Annotated in this window: 15 protein-coding genes; 10 read left to right on the top strand and 5 right to left on the bottom strand. The window is 65.3% G+C overall.

Going from position 1 to position 19,059, the window contains the following annotated elements; translation table 11 throughout:
- Positions 1–14: 14 nt before the first annotated feature.
- The gene (locus tag AC0L3U_RS33660) at positions 15–476 is read left to right on the top strand and encodes a hypothetical protein (RefSeq protein ID WP_473364614.1); all 462 of its coding nucleotides are present in this window, start codon (positions 15–17) and stop codon (positions 474–476) included.
- A gap of 925 nt (positions 477–1,401) precedes the next feature.
- Here AC0L3U_RS33660 and AC0L3U_RS33665 read toward each other — a convergent pair.
- Positions 1,402–1,638: a DUF1127 domain-containing protein gene (locus AC0L3U_RS33665; RefSeq protein WP_027566875.1), complete on the bottom strand. Its 237-nt coding sequence runs from the start codon at positions 1,636–1,638 to the stop codon at positions 1,402–1,404.
- 183 nt (positions 1,639–1,821) lie between these two features.
- Here AC0L3U_RS33665 and AC0L3U_RS33670 point away from each other — a divergent pair, with 183 nt between their 5' ends.
- Positions 1,822–3,165, top strand: a complete 1,344-nt coding sequence (locus tag AC0L3U_RS33670) for an aminotransferase-like domain-containing protein (RefSeq protein ID WP_473364615.1) — start codon at positions 1,822–1,824, stop codon at positions 3,163–3,165.
- 26 nt (positions 3,166–3,191) lie between these two features.
- On the opposite strand, the gene AC0L3U_RS33675 is transcribed toward AC0L3U_RS33670, so the two are convergent.
- Positions 3,192–3,779: a hypothetical protein gene (locus AC0L3U_RS33675; RefSeq protein WP_473364616.1), complete on the bottom strand. Its 588-nt coding sequence runs from the start codon at positions 3,777–3,779 to the stop codon at positions 3,192–3,194.
- A 79-nt stretch (positions 3,780–3,858) separates the two neighbouring features.
- On the opposite strand from AC0L3U_RS33675, the gene AC0L3U_RS33680 reads away from it, so the two are divergent.
- Complete coding sequence (locus AC0L3U_RS33680) at positions 3,859–4,293, top strand: hypothetical protein (RefSeq protein WP_473364617.1); 435 nt, start codon at positions 3,859–3,861, stop codon at positions 4,291–4,293.
- Between the two features lie 2 nt (positions 4,294–4,295).
- Here AC0L3U_RS33680 and AC0L3U_RS33685 read toward each other — a convergent pair whose 3' ends face one another.
- The 3 genes from AC0L3U_RS33685 to AC0L3U_RS33695 form a co-directional block, all read right to left on the bottom strand.
- Positions 4,296–6,695: a bifunctional diguanylate cyclase/phosphodiesterase gene (locus AC0L3U_RS33685; protein ID WP_473364618.1), complete on the bottom strand. Its 2,400-nt coding sequence runs from the start codon at positions 6,693–6,695 to the stop codon at positions 4,296–4,298.
- Positions 6,696–6,807: 112 nt separating this feature from the next.
- Entirely contained in the window at positions 6,808–8,211 is a 1,404-nt protein-coding gene (locus AC0L3U_RS33690) for an MFS transporter (protein ID WP_473364619.1), read from the bottom strand.
- Between the two features lie 152 nt (positions 8,212–8,363).
- The gene (locus tag AC0L3U_RS33695; protein ID WP_027566868.1) at positions 8,364–8,870 is read right to left on the bottom strand and encodes a YciE/YciF ferroxidase family protein; all 507 of its coding nucleotides are present in this window, start codon (positions 8,868–8,870) and stop codon (positions 8,364–8,366) included.
- Positions 8,871–9,296: 426 nt separating this feature from the next.
- Here AC0L3U_RS33695 and AC0L3U_RS33700 point away from each other — a divergent pair, with 426 nt between their 5' ends.
- The 7 genes from AC0L3U_RS33700 to AC0L3U_RS33730 all read left to right on the top strand — a co-directional run bounded on the left by AC0L3U_RS33700 (position 9,297) and on the right by AC0L3U_RS33730 (position 19,045).
- The gene (locus AC0L3U_RS33700) at positions 9,297–10,379 is read left to right on the top strand and encodes a lysylphosphatidylglycerol synthase transmembrane domain-containing protein (RefSeq protein WP_473295371.1); all 1,083 of its coding nucleotides are present in this window, start codon (positions 9,297–9,299) and stop codon (positions 10,377–10,379) included.
- A 155-nt stretch (positions 10,380–10,534) separates the two neighbouring features.
- Positions 10,535–12,487, top strand: a complete 1,953-nt coding sequence (locus tag AC0L3U_RS33705; RefSeq protein WP_473364620.1) for an SGNH/GDSL hydrolase family protein — start codon at positions 10,535–10,537, stop codon at positions 12,485–12,487.
- A gap of 271 nt (positions 12,488–12,758) precedes the next feature.
- Positions 12,759–14,111: an MFS transporter gene (locus tag AC0L3U_RS33710; protein WP_473364621.1), complete on the top strand. Its 1,353-nt coding sequence runs from the start codon at positions 12,759–12,761 to the stop codon at positions 14,109–14,111.
- A 122-nt stretch (positions 14,112–14,233) separates the two neighbouring features.
- Entirely contained in the window at positions 14,234–15,139 is a 906-nt protein-coding gene (locus AC0L3U_RS33715) for a LysR family transcriptional regulator (RefSeq protein ID WP_027518955.1), read from the top strand.
- A gap of 124 nt (positions 15,140–15,263) precedes the next feature.
- A complete protein-coding gene (gene kdgD, locus AC0L3U_RS33720; protein ID WP_027518956.1) occupies positions 15,264–16,208 on the top strand; it encodes a 5-dehydro-4-deoxyglucarate dehydratase in 945 nt (314 codons plus the stop codon).
- 25 nt (positions 16,209–16,233) lie between these two features.
- The gene (gene gudD, locus AC0L3U_RS33725) at positions 16,234–17,577 is read left to right on the top strand and encodes a glucarate dehydratase (RefSeq protein ID WP_473364622.1); all 1,344 of its coding nucleotides are present in this window, start codon (positions 16,234–16,236) and stop codon (positions 17,575–17,577) included.
- 19 nt (positions 17,578–17,596) lie between these two features.
- Positions 17,597–19,045, top strand: a complete 1,449-nt coding sequence (locus tag AC0L3U_RS33730; RefSeq protein WP_473364623.1) for an aldehyde dehydrogenase family protein — start codon at positions 17,597–17,599, stop codon at positions 19,043–19,045.
- Positions 19,046–19,059: the final 14 nt, after the last annotated feature.

Below are 19,059 nucleotides of genomic sequence, written 5' to 3' on the forward strand. Positions count from 1 at the left end.
CTCGGAGCAATGTCGTGAAGCAATGGTGGCGGAGATGGACGTACGAGATCCCGCTCGCGATCGGCGATGCTTTATGGGAGGTGCTGGTCGTGCAACTGGCCGCACTGCTGGACAGGCTGACGGTGCGGAAGGTAATCGCCTTCATCCCCGTCGTGATCCTCGTACTGGCTTACTACCACAGGATCCCAATCCCGCCGGAATTGATGCTGGTCGGCGACTTCCTCGCCTATATCGACATCTTCTCGGTGCTGATCCTGCTCGGCGTGCTTAGCCGCGTCACGACGATGCTGTTCGTCGTTAAACAGGCCGCCGCACGTATCGCCAAGTTCGCCGGCAACGTCGCTGCACATTTGCCGCGCCGGGATGTCCGGCATCGGCGCCAAGGCGGCGCAGCGACACGACCTCACCGCAAGCCCGAGCGCTCCGAAGACGATCGAGCTCTCGGCGGTGTTTGGGACCAGGCCGCCTTCGCCTGAGCCATATACAAGCTCGTAGCCCGAGTGAGCGAAGCGATACCCGGGACAGCTCGTATCACGATTCCCGGATATCGCTTCGCTCATCCGGGCTACAAGCCCTTGCGTAGCCGTCGGACAAAATACCCAAACTGCAGGTCAACGCCCGCCGCTGAAAATATTCCACTTTACCGAAATTCGGAAATCACGTATGTCTCGCGGCAACCCGGCCCAAGGAAGAGGGGCGTATCGCGATCGTCACGAACGCGGGCCGGACAGCGGCGGACGCTGGGCCACACCGGCGCGAATGGCTTCGCAGGGCGGGCAACCGTGAGCGAAGGCGTCGCGCATACGACCGATGTGATCAGCGTACGGCAAAACCGTGTCGTCCTGACGCCCGGGGTCTGTGCGTCAAGTCTTGTGGTGATGTGGGCGGCCCGACCGGGCATTCGCATCAGCCATCCGCAAGGCGACGGGGGCAATAGTGCATCGCTCCCCGGGGAGAGCACGGCATAAGCCGTAAAACCGCTGCGCAGGGAAGGCCGGACGTTTTGGCTTCACCTGTATGCCGCTGTGCAAATTCCTTACTGCAACTTCGCACAGTGGACCGCGGGTGCCAGCCGGCGCCCGGTCTTCCCTGCGCTCTCTTTCAACTGAGGGTGAGACGGCGAAGCAAAGCTCGGGCGAAATGCGCCGCGAGGATGCGAAGGTGTGTCTGCGAGCGAGATGCGAGCTCAAGGAGCGACAGTGCTACCCACAAACGCCGTCATTGCGAGCGCAGCGACTTGTCCGCCGAAGCTTTAGCGAAGGCGGAAGCAATCCAGAGTCTTTCCGCGGAGGGATTCTGGATTGCTTCGCTGCGCTCGCAATGACGATGTTGAAGCAGGTGGGCCTGAAAACTCAGTGTGGTGCCCCGGACGCAGCGCGTCCGGGACAAGAGCGAAGCGCTTTACAGATACCGAGTCAGCTCTGCTTTGGCCTGACCGTAGACCGCGTCCTCGATCTGGCTGCGCGTGATGCCGATGTCGCGCAAGGCGCGGTCATCGAGGTCGTTCAGCGTCTTGACGGCGGAGCGTTGCTCCAGGCGGTCGAACAGCGCATAGGCGCCGTTGGCCAGCTTGCGGAAAAATCCGTCTGACGAGGATGAGCGTAAACTCCGCCCGGCGGTCTGCGAGATCGTGGTCATTGTCCTTCTCCGGCCTGTTGTCCACGCGGCGAAGCGGATGCCGTTGGCGCAAGCGCCCGAGCGCCTGCACCTCATTTGCGTCGGATTGCTCTCGCTCTCCTCGGCTCAATCGTGAAGCTTGATGGAACTTAAATGCTCCAGTACACTACTCGGAGCAAGTGAAACATTGCTCTCGGTGCAATAATGTCCAAGTTCGAATACGTGAAGCTTGCCGATGCCATTGCTCTCGATATCTCTAACGGCACGTTAAGGCCCGGCGACCGGCTGCCGCCGCAGCGCAATTTTGCCTATGACCGTGGCATTGCGGTCTCGACCGCGAGCCGGGTTTATACGGAGTTGCTCCGCCGCGGCCTCGTCGTCGGCGAGGTCGGCCGCGGCACCTTCATCTCCGGCGCCATCAGGCGCGAGGTCGAGGCGCTGAGCGAGCCGCGCGACGCGCGGATCGATTTCGAGGTCAATTACCCGCTGCTGCCGCAGCAATGGGCGATGATCGCCAAGAGCCTTGCAGGCCTCGAGCGCGTCGACGCGCTCGAATCCGCGCTGCGCGTCTCCACCAGCACCGGCACCAAAAGCGCGCGCAATGCAGCCGCCGCCTATCTCGCACGCAAGGATTTCGCGCCGCAGGCCGAGCAGATCGTCTTCACCGCCAACGGCAAGCAGTCGCTCGCGGCCGCCCTCGCAGCCCTCGTTCCCACCGGCGGCCGCTGCGGCGTCGAGGCGCTGACCTATCCTTATGTCAAGAGCATCGCCGCGCGGCTCGGCGTGACGCTCGTCCCGATTCCGATCGACGAATTTGGCGCGCGCCCCGACGCCATCCAAAAGGCGCATCGCGAGGCGCATCTGTCGGCGCTGTATCTCCAGCCCATCATCCAGAACCCGCTCGGCGTCACCATGAACGCAACACGGCGCGCGGACATCATGCGCGTCGCCGAGAAACTCGATCTCACCATCATCGAGGACGCCGTCTACGGCTTCCTGGCCGACGACACGCCGCTGGCCGCGCTCGACCCCGACCGCTGCATCGTGATCGACAGCCTATCCAAGAAGGTCGCGCCGGGCCTGGCGCTCGGCATCCTGGTCGCGCCGCCGCGATTGCGCGAGAGCGTGATGTGCGCGGTCCGCACCGGCGGCTGGATCGCGTCCGGCCATGCGCTGGCGTCCGGGCAGCGGCTGATGGCAGACGGCACCGTCGCCGAGCTGACGCGGCTGAAACGCGTCGACGCCGCGCGCCGCCAACAGGCCGCGGCAAGGCTGCTCGCCGGCTACCAGCTCTCCGCCGATCCACGCTCCTATCACCTCTGGCTCACGCTGCCGGCACACTGGCGCTCGCAGACCTTCGTCGCCGCAGCAGCCCGGCGCGGCATCGCGCTGACACCGTCCTCGACCTTCGCGATCGCCCATGGCCACGCACCGAACGCAGTGCGGCTCGCGCTCGCCCCGCCTTCGTTTGAGCAGCTCGATTCCGGCCTGCGCACGATCGCATCGCTGCTCGGCACCAAGGAAGAGGACTTTGACTCGACGGAGTAACGCGCCGTCCAAGGCAGCAAGGCCATTTAGGGCAGCAAGGCGCTCGGCACGCAATCGAAGCTATAGCTCCGCGGCTGGTTACGCCGGACGAAGCCGCCGATCTGCCAGGCGAACAGCGCGGCAAAGCCGATGATGAACAGCGCCCCGGCGAATTCGCCGATCGCGAGCGCGCGGATCAGGAGCCCCGTCATCGCCACTGCAAGCACCGCGAGGAAAGCCAACACCACCGCATAGGTCCTTCGGCCGAGGCCCGCGGTCAACTCGGCGCGGCTGCCGGCCTGCGCCATGCGCGCGTGCAACGCGACAATGAAATTGCGAAAGCCATTGTCCTGCGGCGCCATCAGGGCCGCGGTCTGCCAGCTCGTCGACAGGATCGCGATACGGCCGCCACCGGTGTGGCTGACATCGGCGCGAAAGCGGTGCTGCTGCATCGACACCGGGCGGAACGACAGCCGGATTGCACTGATCTCATCATAACGCCACAGACCCGAACGGCCGCCGATCTGCCAGGACAGCCCCTCCTCCGTCAGCTCGAAGCGATGCGCCGAACCGATCAGCGACGCCTTGTAGGCATAGCTCGCGCCCGCAGCCATCTCGGCTCCCGAATCCTGCATCTTCACAATCGATCCAATCCGGGCGATCCAGTCTGCGATCCGCTTGCGTGAGCGCCCTGCCCCATCCTACAAGCGGGACATGGCTGAGACGATTTTTTTTCCGCGCCGCCTGATTCTCGGCGCCGCCGTGATCTCCGGCGTGCTGCTCGCGCTCGCCGTGCACATGCTGGGCGCGCGCTACGGGCTCGACCTCGGCGGCCTCTGGCACTCGGACACCCACGAGTTCATACCGGCGGGCGCGGCGATCGCCTGGTGGCTGATCGCCTCCGTCGGCTTCTCCGGCGGCTATTTCACGGCGAGCTTGATGCAGAGCGCCGTCTCGGGCCAGATCCCGCAACGGATGCGGCAATTCCTGATCGCGGTCGGCGTGCTGCTGCTTGCGGGCGCGGGCCAGGTGGCCTCGGCGCCGAGCCCGGTGCCGACGATCTCGGGTGTGCTGGCCGGGATTGCGGCGCTGGGCCTCGGTGCCGTGATGGCGTTCTGCGGCGCGCATTTCGCACTGCGCCGCGGCTAACCTCAGGCGGTCGCGCGCAACGGCGGCCGGTCCAGCATGATCGCGACATCGGCAGCGGGCCGCGGTTTGCTGAACAGATAGCCCTGCGCCTGGGTGCAGCCTTCGCGCCGGAGCAGCTCGAGCTGCGCGTCGTTCTCGACCCCCTCTGCCGTGGTGACGATGCCGAGGCTCCGGCCCAGCCCAGTCACGGCACGGATGATCGCCATGGAATCCTCACGCGTCGCGAGTTCCGACACGAAGGAGCGGTCGATCTTGATCTTGTCGAAGGGGAAGCTGCGCAGATAACTCAGCGAAGAATAGCCGGTGCCGAAATCGTCGAGCGAGATGCGTACGCCCATGGCGCGGAGGTCATGCAGCGTGGCCAGCGTCGCCTCGCTGTTCTGAAGCAGCACGGATTCGGTGATCTCGAGCTCGAGACGGCGCGCGTCGAGTCTGGAGGCGACCAGCGCCTCGGTCACGGATGCGATCAGGTTCGGATTCTTGAATTGCACCGGCGACAGGTTGACGGCGACGTCGACGTCGTCGGGCCAGGTGGCCGCGTCGGTGCAGGCGGAGCGCAGCACGAATTCGCCGAGCTGGATGATCAGTCCGGTCTCTTCGGCCAGCGGAATGAAGTTCATCGGCGCGATCAGGCCGCGCTCCGGATGGTTCCAGCGCAGCAGCGCCTCGAACGCGACGACGCGACCGCTGACGACGTCGCGGATCGGCTGATAGTACGCCTCGAACTCGTCGCGTTGCAGGGCGGCGCGCAGGTCCATCTCCAGCAGACGCCGCGCCTGCGCGCGCGCATCCATGCCGGTCTCGAAGAACCGATAGGTGCCGCGGCCGTCAGCCTTGGCGCGATACAGCGCGAGGTCGGCGTTCTTCAACAGCTCGTCGGGATTGCTGCCGTCCTGCGGCGACAGCGAGATGCCGATCGAGACGCCGATGATGATCTGATGGTCGTCGATCTCGTAGGGCGCCGAGATCACCTCGACCAGGCGGCTGGCAAGGGACCTTGCCGCGGTTTCCTCCGAACGTCCGATCTGGACCACGGCGAACTCGTCGCCACCGAGCCGCGCCACCGTGTCGCTCTCACCGACGGTGGCCTTCAGCCTGCGCCCGACCTCCTTGAGCAGCGCGTCGCCGATGGGATGGCCGAGCGAGTCGTTGATGTCCTTGAAGTGATCGAGATCGAGACAAAGCACCGCGAGCTGGTCGCCCGATCTGGTCCGGCGCAGTCCCTGCACGAGCTGCTCGTGGAACAGCACGCGGTTCGGCAGGCTGGTCAGCGCGTCATGGCGCGCCATGTGCGAGATCTTGGCCTGGGCCTCCAGCCATTCGGTGATGTCCTCGAAGGTCGCGACCCATCCGCCGCCCTGCATCGGCTGGTTCACGACCCGGATGGAGCGGCCGAACCTGGTCACGATGTCGGTCGTGGTGCGGCTCTCGCGCGCGTCGGCGACGAGGCGCGCGAAGAATTCGCCGGCATCGCCCTGCCACTGACCCTTCGCCTGCTCCTCCCGCAGCACGTCGACCAGCAGTCGGCCGGTGAGCAGGATGTCGGTGCGGCCAAGCATCGCGGCATAACGCTCGTTGAACAGGATGATCTTGCCGTCCGCGTCGAACATGCACAGTCCCTGCGACATATTCTCGAGCGCGGTATCCAGCACGACCTGCTGGCGTCCCAGTTCGCCCTTGGCGCGGCGATCGAGCAGCGCGGCCACGAGCGCAATCGCGATGATCGCAACTGCGGCACCCGCGGTGAAGAAGGACAACGAGGCCGGCGGGATCGATAACCCGCTGATCGCGAGCGTCGGATCCGGCGTCAGAACGACAGCGCCCATTGCGGTGAAATGATGTGCGACGATGGCGACCGTCAGCAGTGTGCTCGCGGTCAGCGCATGGAAGAGGTCGTCGCGCCGCGCGGCGACGAACAGCGCGAGCGCCGCGAAAACAATTCCGAACAGCACCGAGGCGGCAACCGTGCTCCCGATCCAGTCGACCCGGGCAGGCATCTCCAGCGCCGCCATTCCGGTATAATGCATCGTCGCGACCGCGGCGCCGACGATGGCGCCACCGAGCACGATCCACGGCGCACGCGCGGAGGATGCCGCAAGACTCAACCCCACGAAGGTTAAGGAGATCGCGAAGATCAGGGAAAGGATCGTCACCGGGATGTTGTAGGCGCCGGCGCCGCCCGGTCCGTAAGCGAGCATCGCAATGAAATGCGTCGCCCAGATGCCGCATCCGCTGACGGCGGCATCCAGGGCGATCCAGACCAGGCGCCCGGAGCCGTGCGTCGCGCGCGCCCGGTGAAACAGGCTGATCGCCGCCGCGCTTGCGAGCAGGCACACCGCGCCGCCAAGCGCGACGAGCCGCCAGTCGTGCTCCTCGGTGAGACAGTAGAGAACTTGATGCATTGCGGGCCCCTATCGACCCACACTTGAACCGACAGAGATGGACAGTCGGTAACCGGCTACGTGCCTGTTTCGGGGATGGTGAACGGAAGCTGTGTTCAATCGCTCGGATTGTTCATCCGCGCGAAGGCGCGCCGAGGCCGATCACGGCGGCGGCGAGCAGCAGCACGGCCGCCGACACGACCAGCGACAGGTGCAGGCCCGTCATAAACGACCCCTCCGAGGCCACCAGCGAACCGAACAGCGCGACGCCGAGGACGCTCCCGGTTTGTCGCGTCGCGTTCAAGACGCCCGCCGCGATACCGGAGCGCGCCTTCTCGACGCTGCCCAGCAAGGTCGAGGTCAGCGGCGGCACCAGCAGCCCAAGTCCGCTGCTGATCGCGATCATCTGCGCAAAGATCGCCCAATAGCTCGTGCCGGCTTCGATCCAGAGCAGGCCGACGCAACCGAGCGCCGAAACGCAGGCGCCGAGGACGATGGTCGGGCACGGGCCGATACGCTCGGCGAGGCGCGGCGCCAGCAGATTGACCGGCAGCACCACGCCCATCATCGGCACGAAGGCGAGACCGGTCCACCATGCCGACAGCCCGTTGATCCTCTGGAAATACAGGCTGAGCACGAAGATCAGGCCGTAGATCGCGATGTTGACGAGCAGGCCGACGAGCGAGGTCAGCGCGAACAGCCGGTGGCCGAACAGCGACAGCGGCAACATCGGCTGCGCCGCACGGCTTTCGCGCCAGACGAAGAGCACGGCGAGAATTGCGGCTGCGACAAAGGCCGCGACCACGGCTGGGTGGTCCCAGCCAAGCGCGCCGCCTTCGATGATCGCGCCGGCGAGTGCTCCCAGCGCGCCGATCGCGGTAAGCTGGCCGGGCAGATCGATCTCGCGCGAGCGCGCCCGCGTGGTTTCGCCGGCGTAACGCCAGCTTAACCACAGGCCGACGAGCCCGACCGGCAGATTGACCAGGAAGATCGCACGCCAGCCGACCAGCGTGATCAGCGCGCCGCCGACGAAGGGGCCGGCAGTGAGTGCGAGGCTCGCACCGGCGGCCCAGATTGCAACGGCGCGGCCGCGCTCGCGGTCGTCCGGATAGGCATGATTGAGCAGCGCAAGAGAATTCGGCACCAGGATCGCCGCCGCCAGCCCCTGGACCAGCCGCGCTGCGATCAACACGGTCGCATTGGGCGACAACGCGCAGGCAAGCGAGGCCGCGGTGAAGATGGCGAATCCCGCCATGAAGACGCGCTTGGCCCCGATGCGGTCGCCGAGCGCGCCGGCCGTCAGGATGAATGCGGCAAACGCGATGGTGTAGGCGCTGACCACCCATTGCACCTCGGCGACGCCGCCTCCGAGCGTCCTGCCCATCGCATCGAGCGCGGTGTTGACGATGGTGACGTCAAGCTGCACCACGCCATAACCAAGGCTCATCGCGGCAAGGGTGAGGGATGTTGCAAGGCGGGAGCCGGTATGCGGCGCGCCGGCTCCGAAGGCTTCGTATTTGACGGTGCTTACTCGCATGCTGCCATCTCGGTTGCAGCCCCATGCGAACGATACGCTTCCAATTCGCTGTCATGTTACGACAACGATCGAATGATGGACGTGATGGATATGCGCGAGCGTCGCGCGAACGGCCGCGCGACGCTCTATCCTGATCCTGGCTGGGCCTGGCCCTAGCTCGCTGCGCGCAGGTTCACCTTGCTCTCGGCGAGCGTGGTCAGCTTTTTGTCGGTCGCCTTCTCTTCTTCCAGCGTCTTGGCGAGCACGCTGGCGCAGTCATTGCGGCCGAGTTGCTTGGCCCAGGCGATCAGGCTGCCGTAGCGGACGATCTCGTAGTGCTCCGCCGCCTGTGCCGCGTTGATCAGCGCGGCGTCGAGCACCGCCTTGTCGGCGACTTCGCCGGCGGTCTCGTCGGCCTCCTCGATGATGCCATCGATCGCCGGGCAATCGACCGCCTTTACCTGCGCACCGTGCATCTTGAAAACTTCCTCGAGGCGCTTGACGTGCTCCCTGGTTTCTTCGAGGTGCGTCAAAAAGCCCTGCTTCAGCTGCGGATCGGTCGCTTTATCCGCCATTTTCGGCAGAGCCTTGGTGAGCTGCTGCTCGGCGTAATAGATGTCCTGGAGCTGATGCACGAACAGGTCGTTCATGGTTTTGATGTCTTTTGTGAACAATCCCATCGGTCCGATCCTCTCGGGTTGTGGGAACACGGAGGCACCGGCTTGCAGGAGAAGCCGGTTATTCCGCCATGTTCGATTGCTGATGCGGCACTAACCAGCGCAGGGCGTCGTCGTTCCAAAAAAGCCCGCATCCCTTGCGCTGGAACAATGCTGGCCGTGCAGGATCTGAGACCATGTCACGGACGGACGCGACCGATCCCACGACTCATATGCTTAACGCGCGCCCGATGTGAACCGCGTATGACAAAGTGGCTGGTCCAAGCTGGTCCAAGGCAGAACCTATCCTTGTCAAGGGCTGCACAAGTCACTGTTTTTGCCTTAAATGAGCTACATCATGCCTAGCGATCCAGGCCCACATCGGGCACTGATCGCATCCGACCGGCCAATGTCTGGCCTGGTCGGTCTTGCCCCCCGCCGGGAGGATGAATGCACGGACTGCTGACCGCGCTGAAGCGCGGCTTCACGAGATGGATCGGCTGGCGGCGACTCGGCGTTGCGGCGAGCGTCTTCATCATCACGTTCGCGATCACTACGCTGGTACGTACGCTCAAGGGCATCGACACCGGGGTCATCCTGACCGCGTTGACCGAGATTCCCCGCGGTAACATCGGGCTGGCGGCGATCTGCGTATGCTTCGCGTTCTGTACGCTGACCTTCTACGATTTTTTTGCACTGCGAACGATCGGCAAGAAGCACGTGCCCTATCGCATCGCAGCGCTCTCCAGCTTCACGTCCTATTCGATCGGCCACAATATCGGCGCCACCGTTTTCACCGGCGGCGCGATCCGCTTCCGGATCTATTCGGATTACGGGCTGAATGCGATCGACGTCGCAAAGATCTGCTTCCTGTCGGGCCTGACCTTCTGGCTCGGTAACATCTTCGTGCTCTCGATCGGCATGGCCATCCATCCGGATGCCGCCTCCTACATGGATCAGCTGCCGTCGTCGATCAACCGGCTGATTGCGCTCGGCGGCCTCGCCTCGATCGGCGCGTATCTGGTCTGGCTGTGCATGGGCGAGAAGCGCCGCGAGCTGGGCCAGAAGGGCTGGAAGGTGGTACTGCCGTCAGCGCCGCTGACGCTGGTGCAGATCCTGATCGGCGTCGTCGATCTCGGATTCTGCGCGCTGGCGATGTACCTTCTGGTGCCGGCCACGCCGCAGATCGACTTCCTGTCGCTTTCCGTGGTGTTCATTTTGGCGACATTGCTCGGCTTTGCCAGCCACGCCCCCGGTTCGCTCGGCGTGTTCGACGCCGCCATGCTGGTGGCGCTGCCGGAGTTCGGCCGCGAGCAGCTTCTGGCCACGCTCCTTGTCTTCCGCATCCTCTATTTCGTGATCCCGTTCGGACTGGCCATCTCCATCATGGGCACACGCGAGCTCTGGATGAATGTGGTGGAGCCCTGGCAGGAGCGCCGAAGGCTGGCGGAGGCCTGCGCGCAGGCCAACCTGCCCAAGCAGGTGGCGGCGATGGAGCGCGAGCGGTCGCTGCGGCAGGCCAGCAAACGCTGAGCATGATCCGGAAAAAGTGCGAAGCGGTTTTCCGGAAAGGTCATGCTCGAACGATAGTCCGCTAGACGCCGGCCGGCAAAACCGTCAGACCAATGTTGCAGGCGGAGAGCAGCTCTCTTATTTCCGCCTCAACTTTGCCGTTGAAAATGCGGGCCATGATCCCTGTATCCCTTCGCCGTTTCCTCGCTGGTGCCCTGCTGCTCGCCGGGCTCCTCACCGTCGTGCCGCCGGAGCGGGCGGCCGCGCAGGACGCGGGCGCCATGCAGATCAGCTGGGAGGTACGCAACCGCTTCCGGCTGTTCCGCGAGGAGCGCGACTTCCTGCTCCACGTCGAGAACGCGCGTAACCGCAGCATCCTCGCCGCCGAGCAATCGCTGGAGCTCCAGAGCGAGGGCCGCGGCTGGGCCCGCAACATGGTCAACCGGCTCTGCATCGACCTTCAGGGACGGGTCAACCAGCCCTGCACCCGCGACAACACCAAGGAAAACTACCTCACCCCCCTCGACCATCCCGTCACTGTGCGCCTCGCCGGCGCGGTGCCGGTCGGCGCCACCTGCGCCTGGTCGTTCGACGACGGCGACGGGCCGCAACAATCCACCTTCGACTGCGCCGAGCCGATCAATCTGCGGGTCCGCTACGGCAAGCAGACGGTCGCGAGCGTCGACGTCTCCTCCGGCTCCGATCCGACCCAGCGGGTCCAGACCGAGATCCAGGTCCGCGACATCTTCGTCGCTGGCCTCGGAGACAGCATCGCCTCGGGCGAAGGCAATCCGGACCGGCCGCTGGCGCTGTCGGACGAAGGTTTTTGCTTCCGCTCCTATCTCGGCACCGCCGGCGCGCAGTATTACCGGCCGAGCCGGGCCGGCTTCAAGGGCGGCCGCGCCTGCGAAGCTCCGGATACGCTTGCCAACTGGCAGCGCTACAGCGCGCTCTGGTTCAACTCGCCGTGCCACCGATCGCTCTACAGCTACCAGGCCCGCACCGCGCTGGCGCTCGCGGTACGCTACACCCACGTCGCCGTAACCTTTCTGCCGCTCGCCTGCACCGGCGCCAGCATCAGCGACGGCCTGCTCGGCTCGCAGCGCGCCCGCGAATGCCCGCCCGGCAAAACCGGCGTCTGCAACATCAGCGTGAACGCGCAGGTCGCCGAGCTGCGCGAGGCGCTGACCGCCGCGAGGAAACGCCAGCCCGAGCGCACACTCGACCTCGTGCTGCTCTCGGTCGGCGCCAACGACGTCTATTTCTCCGGCCTCGTCGCCGACGTGATCGTCGAGACCGCAACCGAGCGCGCGATATTCCGGCGCTCCGGCGTGATGGCGAGCGTCGATGATTCCCGCGATGCGCTGGCGCGCGAGCTGCCGCAGAATTTCGTCAAGCTGCGCGAGGCGCTGAAGCCGCTGGTCGGCGGCGACCTCTCGCATGTGGTCTACGTTTCCTACGCCAACCCGGCGCTCGCCGATGGCGGCGTGCCCTGCCGCGGCGGCCGCGCCGGCTTCGACATCCATCCGTCCTTCAACGCCGATCCGCAGCGCCTCGCCCGCGTTTCGACCTTCGTCGACACCGAATTCCTGCCGCAACTGAAGGGGCTCGCCACCTGCACCCGCGGCGCGCTGTGCCGCGATCCAGAGGCCGACCGCATGACCTTCGTGGATTCGCATCAGGCGGCGTTCGCCGATCACGGCTTCTGCGCGCATTCGGGCAACGACCCCGAATTCGACCGCACCTGCTTTGCCGAGAACGGCCAGAGCTTCAATCCCGACATCGTGAGCGCGGCGAGCCAGCCGATGCTGTGCGGCCGCGGCGCCTCCGAATTCCGCGCCTATCAGCCGCGCGCGCGCTGGATCCGCGACGCCAATGACAGCTATTTCGCCGCGATGACCTATCCGCAAGGCCTGCCGGCAGCCAGCCAGCCGACCGACATCCACGACGCCACCTGGGGCGTGCTCTCCGCCGTCTATGGCGGCGCCGTGCATCCGAGCGCCGAAGGCCACGCCGCGATGGCGGACGCGGCGCTGCCGGCCGCAAGCGCCGTGCTGGGACTGGATGCGGCACCGCCCGGCGTCACACGCGGGCTGCTCGCGCCGCTGCTGCCGGGCGCGCGGCAGTAGGCGCAAAGCGGGCTCTCTCCACATCGTCATTGCGAGCGCAGCGAAGCAATCCAGAGTCTTTCCGCGGTGGAATTCTGGATTGCTTCGCTGCGCTCGCAATGACGAGATTGGAGCTCACGTCTCGGCACTCTCTCACAATCGTTCCTCCCACCTCCCGTTCCATCCATCTAAAATCAGCATCGATCGATACTGCCTTGAACTTGGACACTTTGCCGCGCGCACCTCTAGGAGTCGCAGTGGGGAAACGTTTCGAGTTCTAAGGAGGCGCGCAATGAGCGCAGTGATGTCCGCAGCGGATGTGAGGAGGTCTCGCGTCAGGCTGTTCATCGTGACCATGTTGTTCCTGGTCACGACCGTCAATTATGCCGATCGCGCCACGCTGTCGATCGCGGGCCCCGCGCTCTCCAAGGAGCTGCATCTCGATCCGGTCGCGATGGGCTACATCTTCTCGGCGTTCGGATGGTCCTATGTGATCGCGCAGGTGCCGGGCGGCTGGCTGCTCGACCGCTACGGCTCCCGCCTCGTCTATGCCTTCAGCATCATCGTCTGGTCGCTGTTCACGACGCTGCAGGGCTGGGTCGGCTTCTTCAGCGCCGGCACCGCGATCACCGTGCTGTTCGGCCTGCGTTTCCTGGTCGGTATCGCCGAAGCGCCCTCGTTCCCCGCCAACGCCCGCATCGTCGCTGCCTGGTTTCCGAGCAACGAGCGCGGCACCGCCTCTGCGTTCTTCAATTCCGGGCAGTATTTCGCGACCGTGATCTTCGCACCCTTGATGGGCTGGATCGCGCACGACTACGGCTGGCGCTACGTGTTCTTCGTGATGGGCGCGCTCGGAATCGTCATGGGCCTGGTCTGGATCAAGACCGTCTACGGGCCGAAAGAGCACCCCGGCATCAACGAGGCCGAGTTCGACTACATCAAGGACGGCGGCGCGCTGGTCGATCTCGACGCGCCCAAAGACGATCTGAAGCAAGAGCGCGCGCCCGAGGCCGGCTCCGGGTGGGACCACATCCGCCAGCTGCTCTCCAACCGCATGATGCTCGGCGTCTATCTCGGCCAGTATTGCATCAACACGCTGACCTATTTCTTCCTGACCTGGTTCCCGGTCTACCTCGTCAAGGAGCGCGGTCTGTCGATCCTGCAAGCCGGCTTCGTCGCGACACTGCCGGCGCTGTGCGGCTTCATCGGCGGCGTGCTCGGCGGCGTCATCTCCGACGCGATCCTGCGCAAGACCGGCTCGCTGACGATGGCGCGCAAGATCCCGATCGTCGGCGGTATGCTGCTGTCGATGTCGATCATCGCCTGCAACTATGTCGACGGCCAGGCGCTTGTGGTCGGCTTCATGGCGCTCGCCTTCTTCGGCAAGGGCATCGGCGCGCTCGGCTGGGCTGTCGTCTCCGACACCTCGCCCAAGGAAGCCGGCGGCGTCTCGGGCGGCCTGTTCAACACCTTCGGCAATCTCTCCTCGATCAGCACCCCGATCGTGATCGGCTACATCCTGGCCGCGACCGGCTCGTTCAACGGGGCGCTGATCTTCGTCGGCGCCAATGCGCTGGTGGCCGCATTCGCCTATCTCGTGGTCGTCGGCAAGATCGAGCGCGTGGTGCTCAAACGTTCCTCCTGAGGGCTCCCATGGGAGCTTGACCAGGCAACTTAACGGCGGCTTCACGGCCGCCGTCTTTGTTTTGGGAGTAATCGATGCTAGAAGCGCCGGGGAAACGCCTTATCCATCTAAGGCATGTATCGATGTTCGACCTCAACCAGCTCCGCTGTTTCGTCACGGTGGCGGAGGAATTGCACTTCGGCCGCGCCGCCGCGCGGCTGAACATGACCCAGCCGCCGCTGTCCCGGCAGATCCAGGTGCTCGAGCACATCATCGATGCGCCGCTGCTGGAGCGTACCAGCCGCTCGGTACGCCTGACGCCGGCCGGGCGCAGCTTCCTGCCGGAAGCGCGGCGCATCCTGAAGCTTGCGGAAAGCGCCTCGCAGGTCGCCCGCCGTATCGCGCTCGGCAAGTCCGGCTCGCTCAAAATCGGCTTCACCGCGGCCGCCGCCTACGGCTTCCTCCCCGAGCTCGTCGCCGCCTGCCGCGCCAAGCTGCCCGAGGTGGACTTCTCACTGAAGGAGATGGTGTCGGGCGACCAGTTCGAGGCGCTGACCTCGGGCCAGATCGACGCCGGCCTGCTCAGGCCTCCGATCGCGCGCCCCGAAATCGCCAGCCGCCGCGTCGTCGCCGAGCCCCTGCTCGCCGCGATCCCGAAAAAGCATCCGCTGGCGAATGCCGAGACCATCACGATCAAGGATTTCGACAACCAGCCCTTCGTGATGTATTCGCCCTATGAGAGCCGCTACTTTCACGACGTGCTGGTGGCGCTGTTCACCCGCGCCGACATCCTGCCGCGCTATGTCCAGCACCTGAGCCAGATCCACTCGATCCTCGCCATGGTGCGCGCCGGCCTTGGCCTTGCCATCGTGCCGGCGGCGGCGGCGAGCCTGAAAATCGCGGACGTCCGCCTGCGGCCGCTGAAGCTGCGCACCCGCGTCCCGGTCGAGCTGTTCATGGTCTGGCGCCGCGACGACGAGAACCCGCTGCTGTCGGCCCTCGTCAAAATCGCGAGCGAATTGTCCTCGGCGGAGGTGATGGAAGATTGATGCTGATTTCGCATCGGTCGATATAGGCTTTGGCTTGGACCCGCATCGAACGGTCTCCTAAACCACGGCGCATGGACGCGCAGCCTTTGCGTCCTCCACAACACGAGACCAGGGAGCAGCGCCCATGAGCAAGATGACCCCGCAGGAAATGGCCCAGAAGATCGGATCCGGCCTGCTGTCTTTCCCCGTCACCCCGTTCAAGGCGGATTACTCCTTCGACGAGACGACCTACCGCGCCAACATGGACTGGCTCTGCGGCTATGACGTCGCGGGCCTGTTCGCCGCCGGCGGCACCGGCGAGTTCTTCTCGCTGACGGCCGCCGAGGTTCCGCAGGTGGTCAAGATCGCCGTGGACGAGACCAAGGGCCGCGTGCCCGTGCTCGCAGGCACCGGCTACGGCACCGCCACCGCGCGCGAGATCGCGATCGGTGCGGAGAAGGCCGGCGCCGACGGCCTGCTGCTGCTGCCGCCCTATCTCACCCATGCCGAGCAGGACGGCCTTGCTGCCCACGTGGAAGCGATCTGCGCCTCCGTGAAGATCGGCGTCATCGTCTACAACCGCGACAACGCCATCCTCCAGCCCGATACGCTCGCCCGCCTCGCGGAACGCTGCCCCAACCTCGTCGGCTACAAGGACGGCATCGGCGACATCGAGCTGATGACCCGCGTCTACACCAAGCTCGGCGACCGCCTGACCTATATCGGCGGCCTGCCGACGGCGGAGACCTTCGCGCTGCCCTATCTCGACATGGGCGTGACCACTTACTCCTCGGCGGTCTTCAACTTCGTTCCGGAATTCGCCACCAATTTCTATGCCGCCGTGCGCAAGCGCGACCACGCGACGATCCACGCCGGGCTGAAGGACTTCATCCTGCCGCTGATCGCGATCCGCAACCGCAAGAAGGGCTATGCCGTCTCGATCATCAAGGCCGGCATGAAGGTGATCGGCCGCGATTCCGGCCCCGTCCGCCCGCCGCTGACCGATCTCACCGAGCAGGAGATCGCGGAAGTCACGGCGCTGGTGAAAAATCTGCCCGCCATCCGATCGTCACAACAGGCTGCAGAATAACGGACGACACAGGGAGGAGCCTGCGATGGTCAAGACCGAGATCACTGGCGCACCGGTCGTCACCGCGATGCAGGTGATCCCGGTTGCAGGTCGTGACAGCATGCTCCTCAATCTGAGCGGCGCGCATGCGCCGTTCTTCACCCGCAACATCGTCATCCTCACCGACAATGCCGGTCACACCGGCGTCGGCGAGGTGCCTGGCGGGCAGAAGATCTGGCAGACGCTGCAGGACGCCCGTGATCTCGTGATCGGCAAGACCGTCGGCGCGATGAACAACATCCTCGCCGATATCAGGACCGCCTTCGCCGATCGCGATGCCGGCGGCCGCGGCAAGCAGACTTTCGATCTCCGCGTCATGATCCACGCCGTCACGGCCGTGGAGTCGGCGCTGCTCGATCTGCTCGGTCAACATCTCAACCTGCCGGTCGCAGCCCTGCTCGGCGAGGGTCAGCAGCGCAACAGCGTCGAGACGCTGGGCTATCTCTTCTTCGTCGGCGACCGCCGCAAGAGCAAGCTCGACTATGTCAGCGGCGAGACCGGCAAGCCCGAATGGTTCAACCTCCGCCATCAGCAGGCGATGACGCCGGAAACCGTGGTGCGGCTCGCGGAAGCCACCCACGACCATTACGGCTTCGCCGATTTCAAGCTCAAGGGCGGCGTGCTGCGCGGCGAGCAGGAGATCGAGGCCGTCACCGCGATCGCCAGGCGCTTTCCGAATGCGCGCGTGACCCTGGACCCGAACGGCGCTTGGTCGCTCGAGGAGGCCGTCAGCCTCTGCAAGGACATGCACGGCATCCTCGCCTATGCCGAGGACCCCTGCGGCGCCGAAGGTGGCTTCTCCGGCCGTGAGATCATGGCCGAGTTCCGCCATGCAACGGGCCTGCCGACCGCAACAAACATGATCGCGACCGACTGGCGGCAATTGTCCCATGCGCTGCGCCTCGGCGCGGTGGACATTCCGCTGGCCGACCCCCATTTCTGGACCATGCAAGGCTCGGTGCGCGTGGCCCAGACCTGCCGCGACAACGGCCTGACCTGGGGTTCGCACTCCAACAACCATTTCGACATCTCGCTCGCCATGTTCACCCATGTCGGCGCCGCCGCCCCCGGCAAGGTCACCGCGATCGACACGCACTGGATCTGGCAGGATGGCCAGGCCCTGACCAAGGAGCCACTCCAGATCAAGGGCGGCAAGATCGCCGTGCCTGAGAGGCCGGGCCTGGGTATCGAAATCGACAGGGCCGCCATCGACGCCGCGCATGACCTCTACAAGCAGCATGGACTCGGCGCCCGCGATGACGCTATTGCCATGCAGGACCTGATCCCCGGCTGGACCTTCGACGACAAGCGTCCCTGCCTCGTGCGTTAGAAAATTCGGAGGAAGAGATATGACTGCGATCCTGAAGAACTTCATCGGCGGCGAATGGGTCGATGGCTCCGCCGTCACCAAGAACATCAACCCCTCCAACACCAACGACGTCGTCGGTGAATACGCCAAGGCCGACAAGGCGCAGACCGAGAAGGCCATCGCAGCCGCCAAGGCCGCCTTCCCCGCCTGGGCGCAGTCGACGCCGCAGGCGCGCTACGACGCGCTGAACAAGATTTCGCTCGAGATCATCGCCCGCAAGGAAGAGCTTGGCCGCCTGCTCGCCCGCGAGGAAGGCAAGACGCTGCCCGAAGGCATCGGCGAGGTCGCGCGCGCAGGCCAGATCTTCGCATTCTTCGCCGGCGAGGCGCTGCGCATGATCGGCGAGAAGGGTGCCTCGGTGCGTCCCGGCATCGACGTCGAGCTGACCCGTGAGCCGATGGGCGTCGTCGGCATGATCACGCCCTGGAATTTCCCGATCGCGATCCCCGCCTGGAAGATCGCGCCCGCGCTCTGCTATGGCAACACCGTGGTGTTCAAGCCTGCCGAGCTGGTGCCGGGCTCGGCGCATGCGCTGTCCGAGATCATCACCCGCTCCGGCATCCCGTCCGGCGTGTTCAACCTCGTTGTCGGCTCGGGCTCCGTGGTCGGCCAGACCCTGATCGAGCATCCCGACGTCGCCGCGATCACCTTCACCGGCTCGGTGCAGACCGGCCGCAAGATCGCGCAAGCCTGCGTGACCTCGAGCAACATGAAGAAGTTCCAGCTCGAGATGGGCGGCAAGAACCCGCTGGTGGTGCTCGACGACGCCGATCTCAAGACCGCCGTCGAAGTCGCCGTCAACGGCGCCTATTTCTCCACCGGCCAGCGCTGCACCGCCTCCTCGCGCCTGATCGTTACCGAAGGCATCCATGACCGCTTCGTTGCGGCTGTGGCCGAGCGCCTGAACAGCCTGACGGTGGACGACGCGCTCAAGCCCGGCGTGCATATCGGCCCGGTTGTCGATCAGAGCCAGCTCGACCAGGACCTGCGCTACATCAAGATCGGCCAGGACGAGGGTGCCAAGCTCGCCTGGGGTGGCGAGTTGCTCAAGCGCGAAACGCCCGGCCACTACCTGCAGCCGGCGCTGTTCACCGAGGCCAACAACAACATGCGGATCGCGCGCGAAGAAATCTTCGGCCCGGTGGCGACCGTCATTCGCGCCAAGAACTACGAGGAGGCGCTGGCGATCTCCAACGACACCGAGTTCGGCCTCGCCTCCGGCATCTGCACCACCAGCCTGAAATACGCCTCGCATTACAAGCGCAACAGCGAGTCCGGCATGGTGATGGTCAATCTGCCGACCGCCGGCGTCGACTATCACGTGCCGTTCGGCGGCCGGAAGGGTTCGAGCTACGGCGCCCGCGAGCAGGGCTCCTATGCCCGCGAGTTCTACACCACGGTGAAGACCGCCTATACCTATCCCGGTTGATGGATCGTAGGTGT

The organism is Bradyrhizobium sp. Kon69 (assembly GCF_055807515.1).

Bases quoted from the DNA above. Each gene is read 5' to 3' on its own strand.
- AC0L3U_RS33695 (WP_027566868.1), bottom strand. From the start codon at position 8,870: ATGGGATTGTTCACAAAAGACATCAAAACCATGAACGACCTGTTCGTG.
- AC0L3U_RS33690 (WP_473364619.1), bottom strand. From the start codon at position 8,211: ATGCGAGTAAGCACCGTCAAATACGAAGCCTTCGGAGCCGGCGCGCCG.
- AC0L3U_RS33715 (WP_027518955.1), top strand. From the start codon at position 14,234: ATGTTCGACCTCAACCAGCTCCGCTGTTTCGTCACGGTGGCGGAGGAA.
- AC0L3U_RS33675 (WP_473364616.1), bottom strand. From the start codon at position 3,779: ATGCAGGATTCGGGAGCCGAGATGGCTGCGGGCGCGAGCTATGCCTAC.
- AC0L3U_RS33685 (WP_473364618.1), bottom strand. From the start codon at position 6,695: ATGCATCAAGTTCTCTACTGTCTCACCGAGGAGCACGACTGGCGGCTC.
- AC0L3U_RS33680 (WP_473364617.1), top strand. From the start codon at position 3,859: ATGGCTGAGACGATTTTTTTTCCGCGCCGCCTGATTCTCGGCGCCGCC.
- AC0L3U_RS33700 (WP_473295371.1), top strand. From the start codon at position 9,297: ATGCACGGACTGCTGACCGCGCTGAAGCGCGGCTTCACGAGATGGATC.
- AC0L3U_RS33710 (WP_473364621.1), top strand. From the start codon at position 12,759: ATGAGCGCAGTGATGTCCGCAGCGGATGTGAGGAGGTCTCGCGTCAGG.
- gudD (WP_473364622.1), top strand. From the start codon at position 16,234: ATGGTCAAGACCGAGATCACTGGCGCACCGGTCGTCACCGCGATGCAG.
- AC0L3U_RS33670 (WP_473364615.1), top strand. From the start codon at position 1,822: ATGTCCAAGTTCGAATACGTGAAGCTTGCCGATGCCATTGCTCTCGAT.
- AC0L3U_RS33705 (WP_473364620.1), top strand. From the start codon at position 10,535: ATGATCCCTGTATCCCTTCGCCGTTTCCTCGCTGGTGCCCTGCTGCTC.
- AC0L3U_RS33730 (WP_473364623.1), top strand. From the start codon at position 17,597: ATGACTGCGATCCTGAAGAACTTCATCGGCGGCGAATGGGTCGATGGC.
- kdgD (WP_027518956.1), top strand. From the start codon at position 15,264: ATGAGCAAGATGACCCCGCAGGAAATGGCCCAGAAGATCGGATCCGGC.
- AC0L3U_RS33665 (WP_027566875.1), bottom strand. From the start codon at position 1,638: ATGACCACGATCTCGCAGACCGCCGGGCGGAGTTTACGCTCATCCTCG.